This is a genomic window from Nocardiopsis sp. LOL_012, from assembly GCF_048060475.1.
GTDB lineage: Bacteria > Actinomycetota > Actinomycetes > Streptosporangiales > Streptosporangiaceae > Nocardiopsis.
Genome location: NZ_JBHMIV010000038.1, coordinates 1 through 22224 on the forward strand (window position 1 = coordinate 1; position 22224 = coordinate 22224).

Consider the following 22224-nt stretch of genomic DNA (forward strand, 5'->3'; position numbering starts at 1 on the left):
CGCCCACATACCCCGCCTCGGTCAGCGCCGTGGCGTCGGCGATCGCGAACGGCACGTTCAGGATCCGCGCCAGCGTCTGCGCCAACAGCGTCTTGCCCGACCCCGTCGGACCCAGCAGCAAGATGTTGGACTTGGCGATCTCCACACCCTCCTCGCCCGGGCGCTCCCCCTCCGACCGCACACGCTTGTAGTGGTTGTACACCGCCACCGACAGCGCCTTCTTCGCCGCGTCCTGACCGATCACGTACGAGTCCAGGAACTCGTAGATCTCCCGCGGCTTCGGCAGGCTGTCCCAGGCCAGTTCGGTGGTGTCGGCGAGTTCCTCTTCGATGATCTCGTTGCACAGGTCGATGCACTCATCGCAGATGTACACGCCGGGGCCGGCGATGAGCTTCTTCACCTGCTTCTGGCTCTTGCCGCAGAACGAGCACTTCAGCAGGTCCCCGCCGTCACCGATGCGTGCCACCCGGCCACTCCTCACCACTAGGGCCGCCCCGTCGGCCCCGCTCACGCGAACGCTCGGGAGTCCGTTTCCGCGGTCCCGTCCACGATCGCGGCGAAGGACAGGGCGATCTGTGTGTCGCTCTTCGTCAGACTAAGCGAAAAACCGGACCGGCTTCACCACCAGGCTGCCCCAGGCGGGTCAAAAGACCGGTCCGGCTTCTCGGATATGCGGCCCGCCGGGCCGTTTCGCGCGTGCGAACGGCTCGGCCCGGGTGCCGCTACTTCATGGACGCCTTGCGATAGGGCAGGACGAAGTCGATCAGACCGTACTCGACCGCTTCCTCGGAGGTGAGGATCTTGTCGCGCTCGATGTCCTTGGACACCTGCTCGGGCGTGCGCCCGGTGTGCCGGGCCAGGGTGGTCTCCAACTGGCTGCGGATCCGGGTGATCTCGTTGGCCTGAATCTCGATGTCGCTGGCCTGCCCGTGCATGCCCTCGGTGGCGGGCTGGTGGATGAGGATGCGGGCGTTGGGCAGCGCGCCGCGCTTGCCCTTGGTGCCTCCCGCCAGCAGGATCGCCGCAGCCGAGGCGGCCTGGCCGATGCAGACCGTCTGGATGTCGGGGCGCACGAACTGCATCGTGTCGTAGATGGCCATCAGCGAGGTGAACGAGCCACCCGGCGAGTTGATGTACATCTGGATGTCGCGGTCGGAGTCGAGCTGTTCGAGCGTGATGAGCTGCGCCATCAGGTCGTTGGCCGACGTGTCGTCGATCTGGACGCCGACGAAGATGATCCGTTCCTCGAAGAGCTTGTTGTACGGATTCATCTCCTTGACGCCGTACGACGTCCGCTCCACGTAGGACGGCAGGACGTAGCGGCTCTGGGGGGCCATCGAGGCCGCGCCGCCGATGAGACTGGGATTGAACTCGGTCATTTCACGCCTTCCACGCACTACGCCGTTCCTGGAACCAGGTCCGACGGGATCAACTCCGGGCAGGTCCCTCGGTCACGTCGAGGGTGCCCTCGAGGACCTCGTCGATGAAGCCGTACTCCTTGGCCTCCTGGGCGGTGAACCAGCGGTCGCGGTCGGCGTCCTTCTCGATCTGCTCCGGCGCCTGCCCGGTGTGCTCGGCGATCTTGCCGATGAACATCTTCTTCACGTAGAGGAGCTGATCGGCCAGGATGCGGATGTCGGAGGCGGTGCCCCCGATACCGCCGGAGGGCTGGTGCATCATCACGCGCGTGTGCGGAAGGGCGTAGCGCTTGCCCGGAGCGCCGGCGCACAGGAGCATCTGTCCCATGGAGGCGGCCAGACCGATACCCACCGTGCGCACGTCGTTGGGGATGTACTGCATGACGTCGTAGATCGCCATACCGGCCGTGACGGAACCGCCCGGCGAATTGATGTACATCGTGATGTCCCGGTGGCGGTCCTCCGCGGACAACAGCAGGAGTTCACCCACCAGGCGGTTGGCGATCTCGTCGTCCACCTGGTCACCGAGAAATACGATTCGCTGGCGCAGCAGGCGCTGAGGCGTCTGCTCCATAAAAGGGGAAAACTGCGACTCCGACGTACGGGCGTCGAATCGCGGGGACTCTTCAAAGGTCGGCGGCACTCTCGTCACCTGCTCCGGAATCGAAACGGTTGCGACTACTGCCGACACTAACGCCGACAGACCCTGTGCTCGTCCGGATCCCGTCCCTGTTCGCTTTGAGCGCAGGGTGACCGGGGACCGACGGGGCCGTTGCGCCACGGCGAGCGCACGGACAACGGGCCCCGACCGGCACTGCTGCCGACGGGGCCCGTGAACGCCGCGGGGGCGGACCTACTTGGCGTCCTCGCCGCTCTCGGAGCCCTCGGCCCCGGACCCCTCACCGGTGGTCTCGGCCGCGGCGGCAGCGGCGGCCTTCGCGGCCTCCTCCACAGCCTGCTCGTCCGATGCACCGGGGCGCTCGGGCGGCTCCACGGTGTTGCCGTCCTCGTCGGTGATCACGGCCTCGGCCAGGACCAGGTCCATGGCCTTGCCGCGGACGACCTCGGTGAAGGCGACACGGATCTGGTTCGACTCGACCAGGTGCTGGGCGAGCTGGTCCGGGCTCACGCCCATGCGCTGGGCCTGGTCGAACACGTACTGGCTGAGCTCGCCCTGGTCAGCCGTGAGGTTCTCCTCGATGGCCAACTGGTCGAGGATGAACCCGGCCTTGACCGCGGAGCGGGCGCCGGTGCTCAGCTCCTCGTCGAACTCCTCCTCGGTCTTCTCCTGGGACTCCAGGTAGGCCTCCTTGGTGAGACCGCTCTGGGCGAGCTGCTGCTCCAGGCTCTGGCGGCGGCGGTCGACCTCCTCGTCCACCACCGAGTCCGGCAGCGGGATGTCGACCGACTCGATCAGCTTCTCCAGGGCCTGGTCACGGGCCGAGGAGAGCTGCTGGAGGCGGCGGACCTCGCCCATGCGCTTGCGGACGTCGTCGCGCAGCTCACCGATCGTGTCGAACTCGCTGGCGAGCTGGGCGAACTCGTCGTCCAGCTCGGGCAGCTCCTTGACCTTCACGCTGTGCACGGTGACGGTGACGTCGGCCTCCGTGCCCTCGTGCTCACCGCCCACCAGGGTGGTCTTGAAGGTCTCCTCGCCGCCGGCCGCCATGCCGCGCAGGGTCTCGTCGAGGCCCTCCAGCATGGTGTTGGTGCCCACCTCGTAGGAGTAGCCACTGACGGCCACGTCCTCCAGGGGCTCGCCGTCGACCGCGGCGGACAGGTCGATCGAGAGGTGGTCGCCGTCCTCGATCGGACGGTCGACGCCGGTCAGGGTGGAGAAGCGCTCGCGCAGCGTCCCGACCTGCTCATCGACCTGCTCGTCGGTGACCTCGGCGCTGTCCACGGTCACCGCGATGCCCTTGTAGTCCTTGACCTCGAACTTGGGGCGGACGTCGACCTCGGCGGTGAAGGCGAGCTCGTCGTTGTCCTCCAGCTTGGTGACCTCGACGTCGGGCTGTCCGAGAGCGAAGAGCTCCTCCTTCTGGACGGCCTCGTTGTAGAGCTCGGGAACGGCGTGGTTCACCGCTTCACTGATCACCGCGCCGCGGCCGACGTAGCGGTCGATCAGCCGCGCCGGCGCCTTACCCGGGCGGAAGCCCTTGATCCGGACCTGCTTGGCGAGCGACTTGTACGTCACGTCGAAAGCGTGCTCGAGCTCCTCGAAGGGGACCTCGATGGTCAGCTTGACCCGGGTCGGGCTCAGCTCCTCGACATCGGTCTTCACGGGGCGGTACTCCTAGGTTTGCCGGCTGGTGTCCGCGTCGGCCCGCGCAAGCGCCACGCACAGGGGCGACAGGCACGCGCGCACCCCGCGACACGTCTGGTGACCGCGTTTCACTGGGGTGCCCTGCGACGGGCTGGGACTTACAGTTTCCTGCTGATCGCACCAAGTCTAGGGCAGACAGACAGGAGGCCGAGGCGTGCGGCCACGACCGCCGCCACGGTGGTCTCGTCGGGGTGGCGGGATTCGAACCCGCGGCCTCATGCTCCCAAAGCATGCGCGCTAACCAAGCTGCGCCACACCCCGTGCACCTCACGCCGCCCCGCACCGCGGATGGGAGGTGCGAGCAGCGCTCCGGAGACTGTACTCTTGTCTCCGTCGGCTCCACGAGTCTAGAGGAAACTCAAGGGCTCCGGTGCCACGCGGGCGTAGTTCAATGGTAGAACTCCAGCCTTCCAAGCTGGCCATGCGGGTTCGATTCCCGTCGCCCGCTCCGCTTCGGTCGCGCCGTGTGCCTCCGGCACCACAGCGCTCCGCCACCCCACCCGGGGAACGACCCCCGAACCCCCGCACCGCTCCAGGCGGACCGCGTACTCAGCGCCTCGGCCGACTCCGCACCCCGACCCGCTCAGCCACGGTCACCCGGAAGTGGAACACCTTCGTCGCACCGACCACCCTCACGACATAGGCGTCCTCCGACACCCGGTAGATCTCACGCTCCTTCTCCGACCACGGATGCTTCGACGGCACCCCTGGGCGCGCGAAGCCCGCAACGGCCGCCGTTGTGGCCGAATCCGGCCCCGCCTCACGGAATAGCCCGTCACGGGGGGTACGTTGACCCTGCGGACAGGCCCGCCGACCGACCCGGTGCGGGCGCCCTCGAATCTGCGGTGGAACGGGGACCGATGACGGACACGAACGCGGACGACGTGCACCGTCCCCTCAGCGCGCACTGGTTCAGGACCACGGAGCCGCCCCGGCGGCCGGTCGTGGTCACCGGCGCGTTCGACGTCCTGCACGTCGGCCACGTCCGCTTCCTCCAGAGCATCGCCGAACGCGGCCTCCCACTGGCCGTCGGCATCGAGTCCGATGAGCGCGTCCACGCCTGGAAGGGCCCCGGACGGCCGATCAACCCCGCCCAGGAGCGCGCCGAGACCGTCGCCGCCCTCTCCTGTGTGGCGGCCTCGTTCGTGGTCGAGGGACCGCCCGGAGTGGCCGACTGGGCCTCCTACGCCGAACTCCTGCGCCCCCTGGCGCCCGCCGCCCTGGCCTACACCGCCGGCGACCGGTACGCCCAGGCCAAGATCCGCGGCGCCGACGCGCTGAACGCCCAGGCGTGGGAGCTGCCCTTCACCCCCGGCCGGTCCACCACCGCCGCCCTGGGACGCCTCGCGCACACGCTCTGAACACGGCGCGAAGACCGATAGCCTCTCCCGGGGTCCACCCCGGGAAGCGGCCGGTGCGCCCCGGTGTTGACACACAGGTGATCTCGCGAGGAGGACGACTCCGCCCATGATGCAAGGCAGGCCGCTGAGGAGTCTGATCGACGACGGAAGCGCCAAGGGACAGGACCTGCCCCCGGGCATCACCCGCCGCGTGATCTCCTACGCCCGTCCGCACCGGCGGAAGATCACGGCGTTCGTCCTGGTGACCATGGTGGGATCGGCTGTCGTGGTGGCCAACCCGCTGCTGCTGCGGGCCATCATCGACCAGGGCATCCTGCCGGGGAACACCACCCTGGTGGTGTGGCTCGCGGCCGCCGCTGCCGCTCTGGCGGTGGTGGAGAGCGCGCTGACCCTGTCCGGCCGGTGGCTGTCCTCGCGCATCGGTGAGGGCGTCATCTACAACCTCCGCACCGAGGTGTTCCGCCACGTCCAGCGGATGCCGCTGTCCTTCTTCACCCGCACGCAGACCGGTTCGCTCATCAGCCGGCTGAACACCGACGTGGTGGGCGCGCAGCGGGCGATCACCTCGGTCCTGCAGTCGGTGGTGTCCAACCTCATCAGCGCCACCGCCGTCATCGTCACGATGTTCGCCCTGTCGTGGCAGGTGACGCTCGTGGCGCTGGCCCTGGTGCCCCTGTTCGTCGTACCCGCCAAGGTCATCGGCCGCAGGCTGGCCGTCGTCACCCGGGAGGGGATGGAGAACAACGCCGCGATGAGCTCGCTGATGACCGAGCGGTTCAACGTCGGCGGGGCGATGCTCGTCAAGCTGTACGGGCGGCCGGACGAGGAGGCGTCGGGCTTCGAGCGGCACGCGGGCCGGGTCCGCGACCTCGGTGTGCGCCAGGCCATGTTCGGTTCCCTGCTGTTCAGCCTCATGGGCCTGATCACGGCCCTGGCCATGGCGATGGTGTACGGCGTCGGCGGCGTGCTCGCCGTCGGCGGCGCGTTCGAGGTGGGCACCCTGGTCGCGCTGACCACACTGCTCACCCGCCTGTACGGGCCCGTCACCACGCTGTCCAACGTGCACGTGGAGATCATGACGGCCCTGGTCTCCTTCGACCGGGTCTTCGAGGTCCTCGACCTGGAGCCGGGCATCAGGGAGAGTCCGGACGCCCGCCCGATCCCCGAGGGTCCGGCCGCGGTGGAGTTCGACGGTGTGTCCTTCCGCTACACGGGCTCGGAGGACCTCTCGGTCGCCTCCCTGGAACTCACCCCGCAGGCGGTCGCGGAGGCCGACGGCACCCAGGTTCTGAGCGAGGTCTCCTTCCGCGCCGAACCCGGGACGATGGTCGCCCTGGTGGGGCCCTCCGGGGCGGGCAAGAGCACACTGACCCACCTGGTGTCGCGGCTGTACGACCCCTCCGAGGGCAGTGTCCGCATCGGCGGGCTCGACCTGCGTGAGGCCACCGGCGACTCGCTCCGGCGGTCGGTGGGCGTGGTCACCCAGGACGCCCAACTGTTCCACGACACGGTCGGCGCGAACCTGCGCTACGCCCGTCCGGGCGCCACCGACGAGGAGTTGGAGCGGGTGCTGCGCCTGGCCCGGCTGGGGCCGCTCCTGGAGCAGTTGCCCAACGGGCTGGACACGATGGTGGGCGACCGCGGGTACCGGCTCTCCGGCGGTGAGAAGCAGCGGCTGGCCATCGCGCGCCTGCTGCTGAAGGAGCCGTCGGTGGTGGTGCTGGACGAGGCCACGGCCCACCTGGACTCGGAGTCGGAGGCGGCGGTGCAGGAGGCGCTGGCGGCGGCGCTCAAGGGGCGGACCTCCCTGGTGATCGCGCACCGGCTGGCGACCGTGCGGGAGGCGGACCAGATCCTGGTGCTGGAGGACGGGCGGATCCTGGAGCGCGGCACGCACGAGGACCTGCTGGAGCGGGGCGGGTTGTACACGGCGCTGTACCGGACGCAGTTCGCCCCACAGCGCGGCTGAGGCGCGGGCCTCTACGCCCTACTTCTTGCCCTTGCCCTTCTTGCCCGCCTTCTTCTTGCCGCCCTTCCCGTCCTTCCTTGCGGCCTTCTCCCGGTCCTTCTTGCGCTTCTTCTTGGCGGCCTTGGAGCGCTCGGGCCTCTTGCGCTTCTTGGGATTCTTGGCGTTCTTGGAGGTGACGTGGCCGGCCAGCTCCGCGGGCAGGGGCGCTAGGCCGGGGCCGCCCTCGAAGATCCAGCCGTCGATCGCCTCGACCAGCGCGTCCTCGGTGACCTCCCCGAGCCACACGGGTCGGCCGCCCGCCGACCGGCCCTCTCCCGAGGGTTGGACGACCACCACGTTGCGCTGGAAGCAGATCCCCAGGCACTTGCTGGTGCGGACCGGGACGGTGCGCCCGGAGCGGTCGTCGATGGCGCTGAGCCGGGCGAGCTGAGCCTTGTGGTCCACGCCCGGAACCTTCTTCCTGGTCCCGCAGCAGCAGCCGCGGCAGACCGTGAGCCGGCACGGGCCCGCACTGGTCCCACTCACACCCGCACCACCTCAGGTTCGCCTTACCTCAGCAGCGTAACCTCACCCAACACCGAACCCGACCATCCGAGACGCCGTATCAGCAGGTCGCAGCGGTGATATCGGTACGGAGAAGGGCGGGAGCGGCGTGCCCCGCGCACGGTCCACCGCCCCCGCCCCTCGGCGGTCGCATGCCTTCTACGCGTCCTTGTCCCCCTGGGCGCGCTTGCGCAGGTAGTCCGTGGCGGCTCCGGCTCCCTTGTCGATCTTGTCGTCGTGGGTTCCGCCGGTGGCCTTCTTCGCGGCGTCGGCCGCCTTGTCGACCGCGGACTCCGTCTTGTCGGGGTGGTCACCCGCCGTCTTCTTCAGGCGGCTGATCGCATCTCTGATACCGGACATGGAATCCCCCTAGATCCGTGCCTGCTCCTACCGCGATACCCGTTTCACCTGCGGTTCATGCGGAGAGCGCCGATCCGGGGACGGTGTGTGCGGACGCCGGAGCCGTCAAAGGCCCAGGATCAGCGTGGCGAAGGAGAAGTAGATGAGCAGACCGGTGGCGTCCACCAGGGTGGCCACCATGGGCGAGGAGACCACGGCGGGGTCCACCCCCACCTTGCGCGCGAACAGGGGCATCGACGAGCCGATGATCGCCGCCCACGTACACACCGCGATCACCGAGCAGGCGACGACCACCGCGACCTGGGCCCCGACGAGCAGCGAGCCGATCCCCAGCGCCAGCACGGCCAGGACTGCACCGAGCAGCAGGCCGACCCGCGCCTCCTTCCAGATCACCACCGGGAGGTCGCGCACCCGCACCTCGCCGACGGCCAGCGCGCGCACGATGGCCGTGGCCGACTGGGCGCCGACGTTGCCGCCGGTGCCGATGAGCATCGGCACGAACATCGCCAGGGCGGTGACCGCCTCCAGCGTCGACTCGAAGACCTGCATGACGTTGACGGTCAGCGTCGCCGCCACGATCAGCAGGGTCAGCCACAGCACCCGGGCTCCGACCAGCCGGAACACGCCCACCGACGCGTAGTGCTCCGCGACGGGGCTGGCGCCCGACTGGCGGGCCATGTCCTCGGTGTCGGCGGCCTCGATGACCTCCAGCGCGTCGTCGAAGGTCAGAAGGCCGACGAAACGCTCCTCGGAGTCCACCACGGACAGGGAGACGAGGTTGGCCTCCTGCATGAGGCGGGCCGCGTCCTCGACCGGCTCGGTGGCCCGCACCCGCGGCGCGAGCACGTCCACGATGTCCTTGATCAGCAGTTCGTCGGCGCTCACGACGAGGTCGCTCAGCCCGACCGTGCCGACGAGGCGGCGCCCGTCGCTGACCACCGGGAGGGTGTAGACGGTCTCGGCGTCGGCGCCCTTGGCGCGCACCACCTCCAGAGCGCGGCCCACCATGAGGTCGCGGTGCAGGATGACCGTCTCGGGGGTCATGTACCGGCCGACGGAGTCCTCCGGATAGCCCAGCAGCGCCGCGGTCATCTTCCGTTCGGCGGGGCTCAGACCGGCCAGGGCCCGGGTGGCGATCTTGGCGGGGGCCTCCCCGATCAGCCGGGCACGGTCGTCGGGGTCCATCTCCTCCAGGAGTTCATGGAAGGCCGTGTCCCGCAGCCCCTGGAGGACGACCTGCTGCAGGCCGGGATCGAGTTCCTCGAAGACCTCCAGCTCGCGGTCCTTGTCCAGGAGCCGGAAGGGGATGATGACGTAGGGGTCGGCCAGCCGGCTGAGTTCGTCGGCGATCTCATAGGGCCTGTGTTCGGCCAACCAGAGCCTGATACCGGTCAGGTCGTTCCTCTCGACCAGAACGTCCAGCTCATCAGCGCGCTCGCCGTCTGCCATGCGAAGCATCCCCTCGCGTCCTCTGTCGCCACGCGGGCACGCCCGCGGAGCCGCCTGATTCGGGATGCCCCGGTCCGTGGCACGGCCCCATGCGTCCACGGTGCCGGTGCGCTCCGCTTCGGCTCCTGGGCGGAGGAGGGCGGGCACGGCGTACCGGGGACGTGCGCACGGTCGTCCGCCGTGCCAGGATCGGGGATTGCAGGTCGACCTTACAGGCAGGGCAGGCGGACGGTGCGCCCGTGTCGGCCGCCGCGGCGTCAATCGCGCCAGAGGACGACGAGGGCGCAGTCGTCGTTCTTGTCCTTGCTGAGGGTGTCGACGATCTGCGCGGCGCCGGTCTTGAAGCCGCGTCCCACGACGGACTCGGCCATCCCCAGGAGCCGGTCGATCCCGGCGTCGAGGTCCTCGCCGGGGGTCTCGATGAGGCCGTCCGTGCAGAGCATGATGGCATCACCCGGGCGCAGCAGGCCCTGGGCGGTGGAGTAGGTCATCTCCGGGATGACGCCGAGCACCACGCCCTTGGCCTCGGTGGTGGTCCACAGTCCGCGCCCGCTGTCGTAGTGCAGGGCGGGCGGGTGGCCAGCCGAGGCGACGTCGTACTCGCCCGTCTCCAGATCCAGGCTCAGGTGCACGGCCGTGACGAATCCCTCACCGCCGGAGTTGCTCATGAGGTAGTCGTTGCAGCGCTCCAGGAACTCCTTGGCAGGGACCGCGCCGATGAGGCCGCTGAAGGCCCCCGAGAGCATCAGGGCCCTGGTCCCGGCGTCCACGCCTTTGCCGGAGACGTCGACCACGGCCGCGTCGAGGCGGTTGCCGCGCAGGGTGGAGACGACGAAGTCACCGCCGAAGGAGGAGCCGCCCGCCTGGCGCAGTACCGAGGTGCGCCCCCACCCCTTGGGCAGGTCGGGCAGACGGCCTTGGTGGCGCAGCCGGTCGCGCAGGTCCAGGAGCATCATCTCACCGCTGAGCCCCTGCACGCCGAGGCGTTCGCGCACGCCCGAGAGCAGGTAGGAGAGTACGGAGGTGACACCGATGGTGACCAGCAGCCCGGGACCGACCTGTCCGACCTCCAGCATGTAGGCGGTGAAGCCCAGCACCGCCACGACCACGGTGAGCAGGAAGGCCAGGCTCTTGCGCTTGAGCAGGAGCCCGCCGGCCAGCAGGGGCAGGACCGTCAGGCTGGGCGGGAACCATCCGGTGGGGCCCCACACGGCACCGACACCGATGCCCACCGCCAGGACGACCAGGGTGATGAGGACGATCCGGTAGCGGAACAGCACCTTGCGCCGGAGCACCGCTACGAGCCGCTGCGCGGTGGAGCGCAGCAGCCGGGTGGACTTGGCGGTCGGTGTGGGCTTCATCAGTCACCTGGGGTCGAGGCGCCCGCGCGTACGCGGGGGGTTCGGGTACTCGGTCGGCACGGTCGTCACTTCGGGACCCTGCGGCCACCGCTCGCCCCGTGGGGCGTGTGCGCGGCCGCTGGACGGGAAGGGCCCTCGCCGCGGGGCGACGGGGCGGGTACGGGGCACCGCCCGGCTCATGGCGGTCGAAAGTGCCGTGCACGGGCGTCGGGAACCCTCCACTTGTGCACGAACTGTAGCGCGGGGGGCGCGGACGTGGCACGTGCAACCAGCGGCGTTATCCCCAAAACCGCAGGTTTAGGTTGAACCGATAACCGAGAGTAGAGGACTTTCCCTCACATACGCGAGGGTCCTATGGACGTTGACAGGGGCAACCACCCTCTCTCGGGCACCGCCGCGCGACCTGCGCGGGGCCGGGGGCGAAAGCCGAGGGCGGTACCGGGCGACCGCCCGGTGCGGACCAGGTTCCCACATGAGGAGGTGCCCTGACCAGGGCCGGTCGTCCCTTGCCGCGGCGGCTGGGCGGTGGGAGCGGCGGGGCGCGGCAAGCCCGGTCCCCGCACCGGGAGGGCACGGAGACCGGGGCGGTCGGGTGTCAGGGAAGGGGCGGCAGCTCGCCGGAGTCCTCGTAGGCGGAGAGCATGCCGATACGGCGGGTGTGCCGCTCCTCGTCGCTGTAGGGCGTGGTGAGGAAGACCTCCACGAACCGGGTGGCCTCCTCCAGCGAGTGCATCCGACCGCCGATGCCCAAGACGTTGGCGTCGTTGTGCTCGCGTGCCAGGCGGGCGGTCTCCTCGCTCCAGGCCAGCGCGGCACGGACGCCCCTGACCTTGTTGGCGGCGATCTGCTCGCCGTTGCCCGACCCTCCGATGACGACACCGAGCGAGCCCGGGTCGGCGGCCGTGCCCTCGGCGGCACGCAGGACGAAGGGCGGGTAGTCGTCCACAGCGTCGTAGACGGCCGGGCCGGCGTCGACCACCTCGTGACCGTGCTCCTTCAACCAGGAGACGAGGTGTTCCTTGAGCTCGTAGCCCGCATGATCTGATCCAAGATAAACACGCACGGACACAGTCTGGCAGGTCACACGGTCCCGGAGCACCGCGCCCCGCCCCATCCGGTGCGGACGGGGCGGGGCGGGAGCGGCTCGGGGGCCCGGCCGCCTCAGCCCGCGGCCGAGGCCACGCTCAGACCGAGGGCGGCGAACAGGACGATGGAGCCCACCGCGACCAGGTTGCTCACCAGGATCATCTTGAGGTCCCCGAACAGGGGTCCTGCCTTGGAGACCGCAGGCTTCTTGCTCAACTCACACCTCGTTCGATTGCGGCCGGGGACATCCGTCACCGGATTTTTCCACACCCGACAACGCGCCGCTCACCGGGTCTGATTCCGCGGCGGGACCGCCCCCGGTATGAGTCCGCCCACACCGCGGGGCGGGGCCCGCGGTCACAGTTGGAGGGACTTGATCTCGCAGAACTCCTCGATGCCGGGCAGGCCCCACTCGCGCCCGTTGCCGGACTGCTTGTAGCCGCCGAAGGGCGCGCGCGGGTTGACGGCTCCGCCGTTGACCTCGATCTGTCCGGCCTTGACCCGGCGTGCCACGGCCAGTGCCCGGTCGGGGTCGCCCGACCAGACGGCGGCGTTGAGCCCGTAGACGGTGTCGTTGGCGATGGCGACCGCCTCGTCCTCGGTGTCGTAGGGGATGAGGACGAGCACCGGGCCGAAGATCTCCTCCTGGGCGATGCGCATGTCGTTGCGCACGTCGGCGAAGACCGTCGGGCTGACGAAGTAGCCCTTCTCGCGGCCCTCGACGGGGTCGGCGCCGCCGACCACCAGGCGGGCGCCTTCCTCGACGCCGACGCGGATGTAGTCGCGGACGCGTTCGAGCTGGGTGTCGGAGACCAGCGGCCCCATGCGGGTGCCCTCCTCCGAGGGGTCGCCGGGGGTGTACTTGGCGGCGGCGGCCGCGGCGATCTCCACCGCCTCGTCGTAGGAGTCGCGGTGCACGAGCATGCGGGTGAGGGCGTTGCAGCTCTGCCCGGTGTTGCGCATGACGTCGGCCACGCCGCGCTTGACCGCCTGGGCGAGGTCGGCGTCGGGGAGCACGATGTTGGGGGACTTGCCGCCCAGTTCGAGCGCCACCCGCTTGACGGTCTCGGCTGCGACCTGGCTGACCCTGGTCCCGGCGCGCGTGGAGCCGGTGAAGGAGACCATGTCGATGTCGGGGTGGGCGGAGATGGCCTCACCGACGACCGGGCCGGTCCCCGACACGAGGTTGAACACGCCCGCGGGCAGGCCCGCCTCGTGGAAGACCTCGGTGAGCGCGTAGGCGGACAGGGGTGCCACCTCGCTGGGCTTGAGGACGACGGTGTTGCCCGCGAGCATCGCCGGGACGACCTTGAGCACGATCTGGTGCAGCGGGTAGTTCCACGGGGTGATGGCGCCGACCACGCCGATGGGCTCGCGCACGACGAGCGAGGTGCCCACGCGCTCGCCCTCGAAGAAGCGGTCACCGACCTCCTCGACCAGGTCGATGAAGGTCTGGAACATTATGGAGGGCAGGCCCGCCTGGACCTTGAGGGCGAACACCGAGGGGGCGCCCATCTCACGGGTGAGGACCGCGGCGGTGTCCTTGATACGGGAGTTGTACAGCTCCAGGGCCTTGGAGAGGTGCGTGACGCGCTGGCCGGGGGTGAGCGCCGCCCACCCGGGCTGGGCCTTCACAGCGGCCTCGACCGCCGCGTCGACGTCTTCGGACGCTCCGGCCGGGACGGTGTCGATGACCTGCTCGGTCGCCGGGTCCACCACGTCCAGCCCCTCGTCGGAGGCGGACGGGCGCCAGGCGCCGTCGATGTAAAGGGATCGCATGCTTCCACTTTCGCAGAACGCGATTCGGGTTGGCCACAGCGGGGACCGGGACCCGTGGTTTCACCGACCCCCCGGCCGGCGGGGCTCAGTCCCAGTGCGGCGGGCGTTCGTCGAGCAGCCGCGAGGTGTCGTCGTCGGCCATGTCGTCGCCCCAGCCCAGCGGGCGCTCGTCGCCGGTGGTGTCGGGAAGGATGTCGAGGTCGTCGAAGAAGTCGACCCTGCGGTCGCCGTCGGGTCCGGCCATGGCCACGCCCCCTGCTCTGCCTCGTGCACATCCGGTTCCGGGCGGGCACCGCGCCCGCCCGGAACAGACTGTAACGGAAACTACTCGAAGGACGGGGAGGCCGTGCGGGTGCGCTTGAGTTCGTAGAAGCCCTCGACCCCGGCGACCAGGCGCACGCCGTCCCAGAGGCGGCCGGCCTCCTCCCCGCGCGGGGTCGGGGTGACCACCGGGCCGAAGAAGGACACCCCCTCGACGCTGATGACGGGGGTGCCCACGTCCTCGCCCACCAGCTTCATCGCCTCGGCGTGCGAGGCGCGCAGCGCCGTGTCGTACTCGGTGGAGTCGGCGAAGGCGGCCAGGTCCTCGGGCAGGTCCGCCGCGGCCAGGGCTGCGCGGTGGGTCTCCTCGGTGCGGGGGGCGCCCTCGTGGTGGAACCTCTCCCCGTAGGCGGTGTAGAGGGCGCCGAGCACCTCCGGCCCGTACTTCTGCTCGGCCGCGGTGCACACGCGCACCGCGCCCCACGCGCTGTCGAGGAGTTCGCGGTAGTCCTGCGGCAGGTCCCGGCCCTCGTTGAGGACGGACAGGCTCATCACGTGCCAGCGCACCCGGACCGGGCGCACCTTCTCCACCTCCAGCAGCCAGCGGGAGGTGATCCACGCCCAGGGGCAGGCCGGGTCGAACCACATGTCGGCGACGGCGACGCCCTCGGGTGCGGCGGGCTGTTCGGGGGACTGCGTCATGGCTGCTCCTCGTCGTAGGCGGGCACTGGGACATGGCTGTGGGGGAAGGTATCCACCGCCAAGGGACAACCACGGCTTCTGGTTGCGCATTCCGGCGCGGTGCGTGGCAGGATCGAACCGAGTTCATGACGACCACCGGCCCCGACCGCGCTCACCGCCCACCGGCAGGGCCCGACGGGGACGGCAACGATGTCCGGCCGTCGGCGACGGCGGCCGTGGAGGGAGCGTGGCGTGGCGGGGAACCTGACGCGGGACGAGGCTCGGGAGCGGGCGCGGATCCTGGACGTCGACTCCTACACCGTGGAGCTCGACCTGACCACCGGTGACGAGACCTTCCGGTCCACCACCGTGATCCGATTCACGAGCTCGGAGGCGGGTGCGCGGACCTTCGTGGACCTGGCCGCCCCGGCGGTGGCCTCGGCGACGCTCAACGGCCGGGAGCTGGACCCGGCCGAGCTGTTCGACGGCGAGCGCCTGGTCCTCCCGGAGGTGGCCGCCGAGAACGAGCTGACGGTCGTGGCCGACGCCGCCTACATGCGCACCGGCGAGGGCCTGCACCGGTTCGTCGACCCGGTCGACGGCGCGGTGTACCTGTACAGCCAGTTCGAGACGGCCGACGCGCACCGGATGTACACCTGCTTCGACCAGCCCGACCTGAAGGCGGCGTTCGAGCTGACGGTGTTCGCCCCCGACTCCTGGGAGGTGGTGTCCAACAGCGCGCCGGACGTGGAACGCGAGCCGGCCGGGGACGGCGGCCGGGTCCGCTGGCACTTCCCGCCCACCCCGGTGATGTCGCCCTACATCACCGCGCTCGTGGCCGGGCCCTACCACGTGGTGCGCGACGAGCACGACGGCATCCCGCTGGGGCTGTACTGCCGCGCCTCGCTGGCCGAGCACCTGGACGCCGACGCCCTCTTCGACGTCACCAAGAAGGGCTTCGACTTCTTCCACGGGCTGTTCGACCTGCGCTACCCCTTCGGCAAGTACGACCAGTTGTTCGTGCCCGAGTTCAACGCGGGCGCCATGGAGAACGCGGGCGCGGTCACGTTCCTGGAGGACTACGTCTTCCGCTCCCGGGTGACCGACGCGCGCTACGAGCGCCGGGCGGAGACCATCCTCCACGAGATGGCGCACATGTGGTTCGGCGACCTGGTCACCATGCGCTGGTGGGACGACCTGTGGCTGAACGAGTCGTTCGCCACCTACGCCAGCGTGTACTGCCAGGCCAACGCCACCCGGTGGACGGACGCGTGGACCACGTTCGCCAACGTGGAGAAGGCGTGGGCGCTGCGCCAGGACCAGCTCCCCTCCACCCACCCGATCGCGGCCGACATGGTCGACATCCAGGCCGTCGAGGTCAACTTCGACGGCATCACCTACGCCAAGGGCGCCTCGGTGCTCAAGCAGCTCGCGGCGTACGTGGGCGTGGACGCGTTCTTCGCTGGCGTGCGCGCCTACTTCAAGGAGCACGCCTACGGCAACACCGAACTGAGCGACCTGCTGCGCCACCTGGCGGCGGCCTCAGGCCGCGACCTGTCGGAGTGGTCGCGCGAGTGGCTGGAGACGACGGGCGTCAACACCATGCGCCCGGAGTTCGAGGTGGACGACGAGGGCCGCTTCACGTCGTTCGCCGTGCTCCAGGAGGCCGCCCCGGAGCACCCGACGCTGCGCTCCCACCGCCTGGCGATCGGCCTGTACGAGCGCACCGACGCCGGGATCGTACGCCGCGAGCGCGTGGAGCTGGACGTCAGCGGCCCCCGTACCGAGGTGCCCGACCTGGTGGGTTCGGCCCGGCCGGACCTGGTCCTGATCAACGACGACGACCTCACCTTCACCAAGATCCGTCTGGACGAGCGCTCCCTGCGCACCGTGGTGGAGGGTGTCGGCGAGATCACCGAGTCGCTGCCGCGCGCGCTGGCCTTCGGTGCGGCATGGGACATGACGCGCGACGCGGAGATGGCCGCCCGTGACTACGTGTCCCTGGTGCTCTCGGGTATCAGCGGCGTGAGCGACGTGATGGTCGCGCAGACCCTGCTGCGCCAGGCCACCGGGGCGCTGGTCAACTACGCCGACCCCGCGTGGCGGGAGACCGGTTTCGAGCTGCTGGCCGAGCGGCTGCGCGAGCTGCTGACCTCCGCAGAGCCCGGCGGGGACCTCCAGCTCGCCTACGTCAACGCGCTGGCCGGGGCGGCCGAGTCCGACGCGCACCTGTCGCTGCTCCAGGGGCTGCTCGACGGCGCGATCACCGTGGAGGGCCTGGAGGTCGACACCGACCTGCGCTGGACACTGCTGCACCGTCTGGTCTCCCGGGGCCGGGCCGGGGAGGCGGAGATCACCGCCGAACTGGAGGCCGACCCGACGGCGACCGGCCAGCGCAAGGCGGCGGGTGCGCGGGCCGCGATCCCCACCCCCGAGGCCAAGGAGGCCGCCTGGGAGCGGATCGTGGGCGCGGACCTGGCCAACGCCGAGTTCCGGGCGACCCTCATGGGCTTCACCGAGCCCAGCCATGAGGAGCTGTACCGCCCGTTCGTGGACAGGTACTACGACCGGTTGGCCCCGGCGTGGGAGAAGTGGACCGGCGAGTTCGCCCAGAGCTTCGCGGAGATGATGTACCCCGGCGGCCTGGTGGAGGAGGCGACGCTGAAGCGTACCGACGCCTACATCGCCGAGCACGCTCCGCCCCCGGCGCTGCGCCGTCTGCTGGTGGAGGGCCAGGCGGGGGTCGAGCGCGCCCTGCGCGCCCGCGCCAGGGACGCCGAGGCGGGCAAGGGCTAGAACCCGAGCGGCCCCGGGGAATGCCCCCGGGGCCGCGCCGCCCGTCTGGCTGCAGGCGACGGCCGGAAGCAGCGCGAGGGCGCCGCTGGTGTCCGCAGGAGGAGTCTCTGCCGCAGCGAGGAACGAGCAAGGCAGTAGCGACGACGAAGACGCCGGCCTCCTGGGCGCCCGAGCACCGTCCGAGCCTGCGAGGACGCATGAACACAGCGAGGGACCATCAACGCAGCCCGCCTCCGAGGGGGCCCAGGGTCCGCCGGATCCGGGCGACCGTGCGGGGGTCGGCGAGCAGTTCGTCGACGAGCACGGGCTCGCCCTCCCCGTTGGTGAGCGGGATGCGCCAGTTCGGGTACTCGGTGCTGGTGCCGGGCTGGTTCTGCATGCGGCGCTCGCCCACCATGTCGGTCAGTGCCACACCCAGCATGCGCGCCGGGGTGGCCGACAGGAAGGCGTGCATGGCCGCCGCCACCGAGGCCGGGTCGGCCACCGGGTCCACGTCCGCGGCGAGCAGGCCCATCTCCACCAGGAGGGAACGCCACCGCTCCACACGCTCCTCGGATTCGGCGAGTTCCTCCTCCAGTGGCCGTCCCAGCAGCCCCAGGCGGTCGCGCAGTTCGATGTGCTCCCCCGACAGGAACGAGGCGACCGGCGGCAGGTCGTGGGTGGCGACCGTGGCCAGGCAGTCGGCGCGCCACTCCTGCGGTCGACGGGGCACGCCCTCGGAGTCCTGTTCGAACCACAGGACGGACGTGCCCAGGATCCCCCGGTCGGCGAGGTGGTCGCGCACCCGGGGCTCCACGGTGCCCAGGTCCTCTCCGACGAGTACGGCGTCGGCCGTGTGCGCTGCCAGGGCGAGGGTGCCCACCGTCCCCTCGTGGTCGTAGCGGACGTAGGTGCCCTCGGAGGGCGGGGCTCCCTCGGGCACGCACCACATCCGGAACATGCCCATGACGTGGTCCACGCGGGCCCCGCCGGCGTTGCGCAGGGCGTGGCCCATGATCTGGCGGAGGGGGGCGTAGCCCAGTTCGGCGAGCCTGCGCGGGTGCCAGGGCGGCTGGCCCCAGTCCTGGCCCTGCCGGTTGAACTCGTCCGGCGGCGCCCCCGCGTGCAGTCCCGGGACCAGCGCGTCCCCGCAGGTCCACGCGTCCGCGCCCCCGGCCTGGACGCCGATCGCCAGGTCGTGGACGATCCCCAGCCCCATCCCCGCGGCCAGGGCGGTGCTCTGGGCCTGGGCCTCCTGCTCGTCCAGGACCCACTGGAGCCAGCGGTGGAACTCCACGGTCGGCCAGCGGTGCAGGGCCTCCTCCCCCACCGCCTGTGAGCCGACGTCGCGCAGGTGGGCGGGCCAGGAGCGGATGTCGCCGCCGTGTTCCTCGGCCAGGGCGCACCAGGTGGCGAACTCGACCAGGGGCTGCCCCTCGCGCTCCAGGTAGGTGCGGAGCGCGGCCTCCCGGCCGGGTGCGCGCGGCACCTGGAAGAGCACTTCGAGGGCGGCGCGCTTGGCCTCCCAGACGGCGTCCCGGTCCAGCAGGTCGGCGGTGCGGCCGCGCTCGCGCAGGGGGCGGGCCAGGCGCTGGATGCCCTCGCGCTGGGCGGGGTCGAGCCGGGCGTACTCCGGGATGTCCTCCACCCGGATGTAGAGCGGGCTGCTGTAGCGGCGGCTGACGGGCAGGTAGGGCGAGGGCTCCAGCGGCGGCACGGGTTCGGTGGCGTGCACCGGGTTGACCAGGACGAAGTCCGCGCCGAGGTCGCGTCCGCCCCAGTCGCTGAGGTCGGCGAGGTCGCGCAGGTCTCCGGTGCCCCACGAGGCCCTGGACCGGACGCTGTAGACCTGGGCTGTGAGCCCCCACACCCGTGGGCGGCGACCCAGGGCTGTGGGCTCGATCCGGTCGGGGACCACCAGCAGGGGGGCGTCGTACTCGGCGCCCCCGGCGCCGACGTGCAGGGTGTGCACGCCCAGGGGCAGGCCGGGGTCGAAGGGCAGCAGGGAGCCGTCGGCGGTCTCGACCGTGCTGCGGGCGCCCTCGGGCAGGACGAGGTCGGGGGCCTTGCCCTCGCGGACGACCACGGCGGGGGGCAGCGGACCCGGCCGCGGAGCCGACACCGCGTCCCGGTCCTGGGGGTCGACCCCCAGGGCCCGCAGGACGTGACGGATGGTGTCGGGCGCGACGGCCACCCGACGCCCCCGCCAGTCCTCGTAGGCGGTGGCGACCCCGTGCTGCTCGGCCACGCGGGCCAACTGAACATCCCTCACAGCAACCGATCATGCCCCAACCGTGGCCGTGTACACAGCAGGACGGCCCGGCGTGGGGCCGGAAAGCCCTCTCGACGTGGGGTGCGGTTGACCGTTTCCTTGTGTTCGGGGGGCCGGTACGGATCAGTCCGTGCCGGGAGGGACGCGGTGCGCCCAGGGACGGGCCTGTTCCAGCTGGGCCGACAGCGACAGCAGCGTCCCCTCGCCGCCCGGCCGTCCCGTGAGCATCACGCCGATGGGCAGGCCGTCAGGCGACCAGTGCAGGGGGAGGCTGACCGAGGGTTGGCCGGACACGTTGTAGACCGAGGTGAAGGGGGCGAACTCGGTCATCAGGCGGAACTCCTCGGCCGCCCCCTGGGAGCGCAGGTGCCCGATCGGCCCCGGGGGCAGGGCCAGGGTGGGGCTGAGCACGGCGTCGAAGGGGGCGGTGGCCGCGGCCAGGGACCGCACACCGCGCTGGAGCCGGGCCCAGGCGGCGATGTAGTCGTCTGCGGAGGCGGCCCGGGCTCGGGCGCGCAGCCACCGGTTGAGCGGGCCGAGTTCGTGCTCGCGCTCGGGGTCCACGGGGGCGGCGGAGGCCATCGCCGTCCAGAGCACCTGGAAGTCCTGGAAGTAGGTGCCGCCGAAGTGGGCGTCGCCGGGCGGGGGGATCTCCTCCACCTCGTGCCCGAGTTCGACGAGCAGTTCGGTGGCCTCGTCGTGGGCCCGCCGCACGTGCGGATGCACGGGGGCGTCGGTGGCTCCCGGCTCGGTGTAGCGGCCGACGCGCAGCCGCCGGGGTGCGCGCCGGGTATGGCCGAGGAAGGTCTGGCCGAGGGGCGGGCTCGGTGCGGTGTACTGGTCGCCGGGCAGGTTCCCGGCCACGGCGTCGAGTGCCAGGGCGGCGTCGGCCACGGTCCGGGTGAGGAACCCGGCGGTGGCCAGGCCGGCGAGGTCGGCTCTGCCGGGGCCCGCGGAGACGCGTCCCCGGGTGGGTTTGAGTCCGAACAGGCCGCAGGCGCTGGCGGGGATGCGCACGGAGCCGCCTCCGTCGGTGCCGTGGGCGATGGGGGCGAGACGTGCGGCCACGGCCGCGGCTGCGCCGCCGCTGGAGCCGCCGGGGGTGAGGGCGGTGTTCCAGGGGTTGCGGGTGGGCGGGGCGATGTCGTTCTCGGTGTAGCAGGAGGAGCCGAGTTCGGGGGTGTTGGTCTTGCCGGTGAGGAGGGCTCCGGCGGCGCGCAGCCGGCCTGCGGCGTGGGTGTCGAACGCGGCGACGGTGTGCGGGAGGGCGCGCGAGCCGTAGGTGGTCCGTACCCCGGCGACCGTGTCGAGGTCCTTGACGGGGACGGGGACTCCGAGCAGCGGCGGCAGCAGGTCCGGCGTGTCGTCCACCACCCGTTTCTCGGCATACCGGGCTTGTTCGAGAGCTATTTCGGCCGTGACCGCAATGTGGGAGCCGTAGGTGGGGTCGAGCCGCTCCACCCGCCGCAGGAAGTGCTCGGCGATCTCCACGGGAGACAGTTCCCGGCCGCGGACCATCGCGGCCAGCCGGTGTCCCGGCAGGTCGTGGATCTGGGTCATGATCATCCAGGCTAGCGGGCGGCGCGGCCGACCGGCCCGGGGGCGGCGGTGCTCTCTGGAGAGGCTGTCCGAGAGGTGATCCTTCCCTGTCCCAGTGCTGCGGACACGCATGCGGGGGGACGGATCGGGGCAGAGCAGGTGTGAGAAGTCAGGCGCTAGGACTCGGAAATGGATGGATCTAACCTGTCCGACGTGGAATCGACAACGACAGAGAACAACCGCCGATCGCCAGAAAAAGCCCCACCGAGGACACAGCGCCCGGAAGATCTCTTTTTCCCCAACAAACGCGAGAAAAAGGATAATTCTGAGCGAAGGCCCCTCTATGGGACTTTGAAGGACAACAAGACCGCACGCCGCTGGGCCGTGCGCGTGGCCGCCGCCCTGGCCACCGCCCTCCTGGTGGGCCTGCTCACCTCCAGTTGGCGCGTCGGCGCCACCCTGGGGCTGATCGTGCTCATCTGGACCGCGGTGTACGACATGCGCCACCGCTCGGAGGTGCCCCAGTGGCGCAGGGGGCACGCCGCCCAGCGCAAGACCGAGGCCCAGCTCAAACTGATGAAGCAGCTCGGCTACCGGGTCCTGCACGCACGATCCGTCCCCACCGGAGACGGCCAGATCGACCACTTCGTCGTGGGGCGCCGCGGAGCCTTCACCATCGACTCCGAGTCGTGGGACAAGCGCCTGCCGCTGCGCAACAAGCTGGAGAAGCTCTACCACGGCCGCTTCAGCAAGAACGAGCGGATCGACGAGGCGCTGGACGAGGCCAAGCGCGCCGAGGAACTCGTCAGCGCCGAACTCGGCCGCGACATCTCGGTGCGCCCGGCCCTGGCCATCTACGGCCCCGGGATGCCCTGGGACAGCCATCGCCTGCGCGGTGTCGACATCATCACGGGTTCCAAGGTCCGCCGGTGGCTGCGCACGGGGCGCGACCGGATGGACGAGACCGAGATCGAGGAGATCTACGAAGCCGCGAAGAAGGCGCTCCCCCCGCGCTACTGATCCAGCAGAACCGCCGACACCGGG

The 22224-nt window shown here is 70.8% G+C and carries 19 protein-coding genes and 2 tRNA genes; 5 read left to right on the plus strand and 16 right to left on the minus strand.

Going from position 1 to position 22224, the window contains the following annotated elements; genetic code table 11:
• The 5 genes from ACFHWE_RS20075 to ACFHWE_RS20095 all read right to left on the minus strand — a co-directional run.
• Window positions 1-466 (minus strand): ClpX C4-type zinc finger protein (locus tag ACFHWE_RS20075; protein ID WP_416603247.1); only part of this gene is annotated, 466 nt, incomplete at its 3' end.
• Between the two features lie 256 nt (window positions 467-722).
• Window positions 723-1379 (minus strand): ATP-dependent Clp protease proteolytic subunit, encoded by a 657-nt coding sequence (locus ACFHWE_RS20080; protein WP_416603249.1) that lies wholly within the window; start codon window positions 1377-1379, stop codon window positions 723-725.
• A gap of 49 nt (window positions 1380-1428) precedes the next feature.
• Window positions 1429-2061, minus strand: a complete 633-nt coding sequence (locus ACFHWE_RS20085) for a ClpP family protease (protein WP_416603250.1) — start codon at window positions 2059-2061, stop codon at window positions 1429-1431.
• 210 nt (window positions 2062-2271) lie between these two features.
• Entirely contained in the window at window positions 2272-3702 is a 1431-nt protein-coding gene (gene tig, locus ACFHWE_RS20090; RefSeq protein WP_416603251.1) for a trigger factor, read from the minus strand.
• Window positions 3703-3930: 228 nt separating this feature from the next.
• Window positions 3931-4005, minus strand: a tRNA-Pro gene (locus ACFHWE_RS20095).
• Window positions 4006-4121: 116 nt separating this feature from the next.
• Between ACFHWE_RS20095 and ACFHWE_RS20100 the strand changes: the two genes are divergently transcribed.
• The 3 genes from ACFHWE_RS20100 (at window position 4122) to ACFHWE_RS20110 (ending at window position 7074) form a co-directional block, all read left to right on the plus strand.
• Window positions 4122-4192, plus strand: a tRNA-Gly gene (locus tag ACFHWE_RS20100).
• A 412-nt stretch (window positions 4193-4604) separates the two neighbouring features.
• The gene (locus tag ACFHWE_RS20105) at window positions 4605-5105 is read left to right on the plus strand and encodes an adenylyltransferase/cytidyltransferase family protein (protein ID WP_416603252.1); all 501 of its coding nucleotides are present in this window, start codon (window positions 4605-4607) and stop codon (window positions 5103-5105) included.
• Window positions 5106-5211: 106 nt separating this feature from the next.
• Complete coding sequence (locus ACFHWE_RS20110; RefSeq protein ID WP_416603253.1) at window positions 5212-7074, plus strand: ABC transporter ATP-binding protein; 1863 nt, start codon at window positions 5212-5214, stop codon at window positions 7072-7074.
• Window positions 7075-7092: 18 nt separating this feature from the next.
• On the opposite strand, the gene ACFHWE_RS20115 is transcribed toward ACFHWE_RS20110, so the two are convergent.
• From ACFHWE_RS20115 to ACFHWE_RS20155, 9 genes are all read right to left on the minus strand, one after another.
• Window positions 7093-7518 carry a (2Fe-2S) ferredoxin domain-containing protein gene (locus ACFHWE_RS20115; RefSeq protein ID WP_416603254.1) on the minus strand — a complete coding sequence of 142 codons (426 nt, stop codon included), beginning with the start codon at window positions 7516-7518 and terminating at the stop codon, window positions 7093-7095.
• Window positions 7519-7776: 258 nt separating this feature from the next.
• Complete coding sequence (locus tag ACFHWE_RS20120) at window positions 7777-7977, minus strand: Rv0909 family putative TA system antitoxin (RefSeq protein ID WP_416603255.1); 201 nt, start codon at window positions 7975-7977, stop codon at window positions 7777-7779.
• Between the two features lie 105 nt (window positions 7978-8082).
• Window positions 8083-9426: a magnesium transporter gene (gene mgtE / locus ACFHWE_RS20125; RefSeq protein WP_416603296.1), complete on the minus strand. Its 1344-nt coding sequence runs from the start codon at window positions 9424-9426 to the stop codon at window positions 8083-8085.
• 257 nt (window positions 9427-9683) lie between these two features.
• Window positions 9684-10787, minus strand: coding sequence for a PP2C family protein-serine/threonine phosphatase (locus ACFHWE_RS20130; RefSeq protein WP_028648723.1), 1104 nt, complete (start codon window positions 10785-10787; stop codon window positions 9684-9686).
• Window positions 10788-11382: 595 nt separating this feature from the next.
• Window positions 11383-11850 (minus strand): ribose-5-phosphate isomerase, encoded by a 468-nt coding sequence (locus tag ACFHWE_RS20135; protein WP_416603256.1) that lies wholly within the window; start codon window positions 11848-11850, stop codon window positions 11383-11385.
• Between the two features lie 98 nt (window positions 11851-11948).
• Window positions 11949-12089, minus strand: a complete 141-nt coding sequence (locus ACFHWE_RS20140) for a hypothetical protein (RefSeq protein WP_416603257.1) — start codon at window positions 12087-12089, stop codon at window positions 11949-11951.
• Between the two features lie 141 nt (window positions 12090-12230).
• Window positions 12231-13652, minus strand: a complete 1422-nt coding sequence (locus ACFHWE_RS20145) for an aldehyde dehydrogenase family protein (protein ID WP_416603258.1) — start codon at window positions 13650-13652, stop codon at window positions 12231-12233.
• Between the two features lie 85 nt (window positions 13653-13737).
• Window positions 13738-13896, minus strand: coding sequence for a hypothetical protein (locus ACFHWE_RS20150; protein WP_416603259.1), 159 nt, complete (start codon window positions 13894-13896; stop codon window positions 13738-13740).
• A gap of 80 nt (window positions 13897-13976) precedes the next feature.
• Window positions 13977-14615, minus strand: a complete 639-nt coding sequence (locus ACFHWE_RS20155) for a disulfide bond formation protein DsbA (protein ID WP_416603261.1) — start codon at window positions 14613-14615, stop codon at window positions 13977-13979.
• 231 nt (window positions 14616-14846) lie between these two features.
• Between ACFHWE_RS20155 and pepN the strand changes: the two genes are divergently transcribed.
• Window positions 14847-17390 carry an aminopeptidase N gene (gene pepN / locus ACFHWE_RS20160; RefSeq protein WP_416603262.1) on the plus strand — a complete coding sequence of 848 codons (2544 nt, stop codon included), beginning with the start codon at window positions 14847-14849 and terminating at the stop codon, window positions 17388-17390.
• 217 nt (window positions 17391-17607) lie between these two features.
• Here the strand turns inward: pepN and malQ are convergent, their stop codons facing one another.
• Both malQ and ACFHWE_RS20170 read right to left on the minus strand, forming a co-directional pair.
• Window positions 17608-19641 (minus strand): 4-alpha-glucanotransferase, encoded by a 2034-nt coding sequence (gene malQ / locus ACFHWE_RS20165; protein WP_416603264.1) that lies wholly within the window; start codon window positions 19639-19641, stop codon window positions 17608-17610.
• Between the two features lie 123 nt (window positions 19642-19764).
• A complete protein-coding gene (locus tag ACFHWE_RS20170; RefSeq protein ID WP_416603266.1) occupies window positions 19765-21201 on the minus strand; it encodes an amidase in 1437 nt (478 codons plus the stop codon).
• 168 nt (window positions 21202-21369) lie between these two features.
• Here ACFHWE_RS20170 and ACFHWE_RS20175 point away from each other — a divergent pair, with 168 nt between their 5' ends.
• Window positions 21370-22200 carry a nuclease-related domain-containing protein gene (locus ACFHWE_RS20175; protein ID WP_416603267.1) on the plus strand — a complete coding sequence of 277 codons (831 nt, stop codon included), beginning with the start codon at window positions 21370-21372 and terminating at the stop codon, window positions 22198-22200.
• The last annotated feature ends 24 nt before the right edge of the window (window positions 22201-22224 follow it).

Coding starts and splice junctions, on each gene's coding strand:
- ACFHWE_RS20145 (WP_416603258.1), bottom strand. CDS start 13,652: ATGCGATCCCTTTACATCGACGGCGCCTGGCGCCCGTCCGCCTCCGAC.
- mgtE (WP_416603296.1), bottom strand. CDS start 9,426: ATGGCAGACGGCGAGCGCGCTGATGAGCTGGACGTTCTGGTCGAGAGG.
- ACFHWE_RS20150 (WP_416603259.1), bottom strand. CDS start 13,896: ATGGCCGGACCCGACGGCGACCGCAGGGTCGACTTCTTCGACGACCTC.
- ACFHWE_RS20155 (WP_416603261.1), bottom strand. CDS start 14,615: ATGACGCAGTCCCCCGAACAGCCCGCCGCACCCGAGGGCGTCGCCGTC.
- ACFHWE_RS20105 (WP_416603252.1), top strand. CDS start 4,605: ATGACGGACACGAACGCGGACGACGTGCACCGTCCCCTCAGCGCGCAC.
- ACFHWE_RS20110 (WP_416603253.1), top strand. CDS start 5,212: ATGATGCAAGGCAGGCCGCTGAGGAGTCTGATCGACGACGGAAGCGCC.
- ACFHWE_RS20080 (WP_416603249.1), bottom strand. CDS start 1,379: ATGACCGAGTTCAATCCCAGTCTCATCGGCGGCGCGGCCTCGATGGCC.
- ACFHWE_RS20175 (WP_416603267.1), top strand. CDS start 21,370: ATGGATGGATCTAACCTGTCCGACGTGGAATCGACAACGACAGAGAAC.
- ACFHWE_RS20130 (WP_028648723.1), bottom strand. CDS start 10,787: ATGAAGCCCACACCGACCGCCAAGTCCACCCGGCTGCTGCGCTCCACC.
- ACFHWE_RS20170 (WP_416603266.1), bottom strand. CDS start 21,201: ATGACCCAGATCCACGACCTGCCGGGACACCGGCTGGCCGCGATGGTC.
- ACFHWE_RS20120 (WP_416603255.1), bottom strand. CDS start 7,977: ATGTCCGGTATCAGAGATGCGATCAGCCGCCTGAAGAAGACGGCGGGT.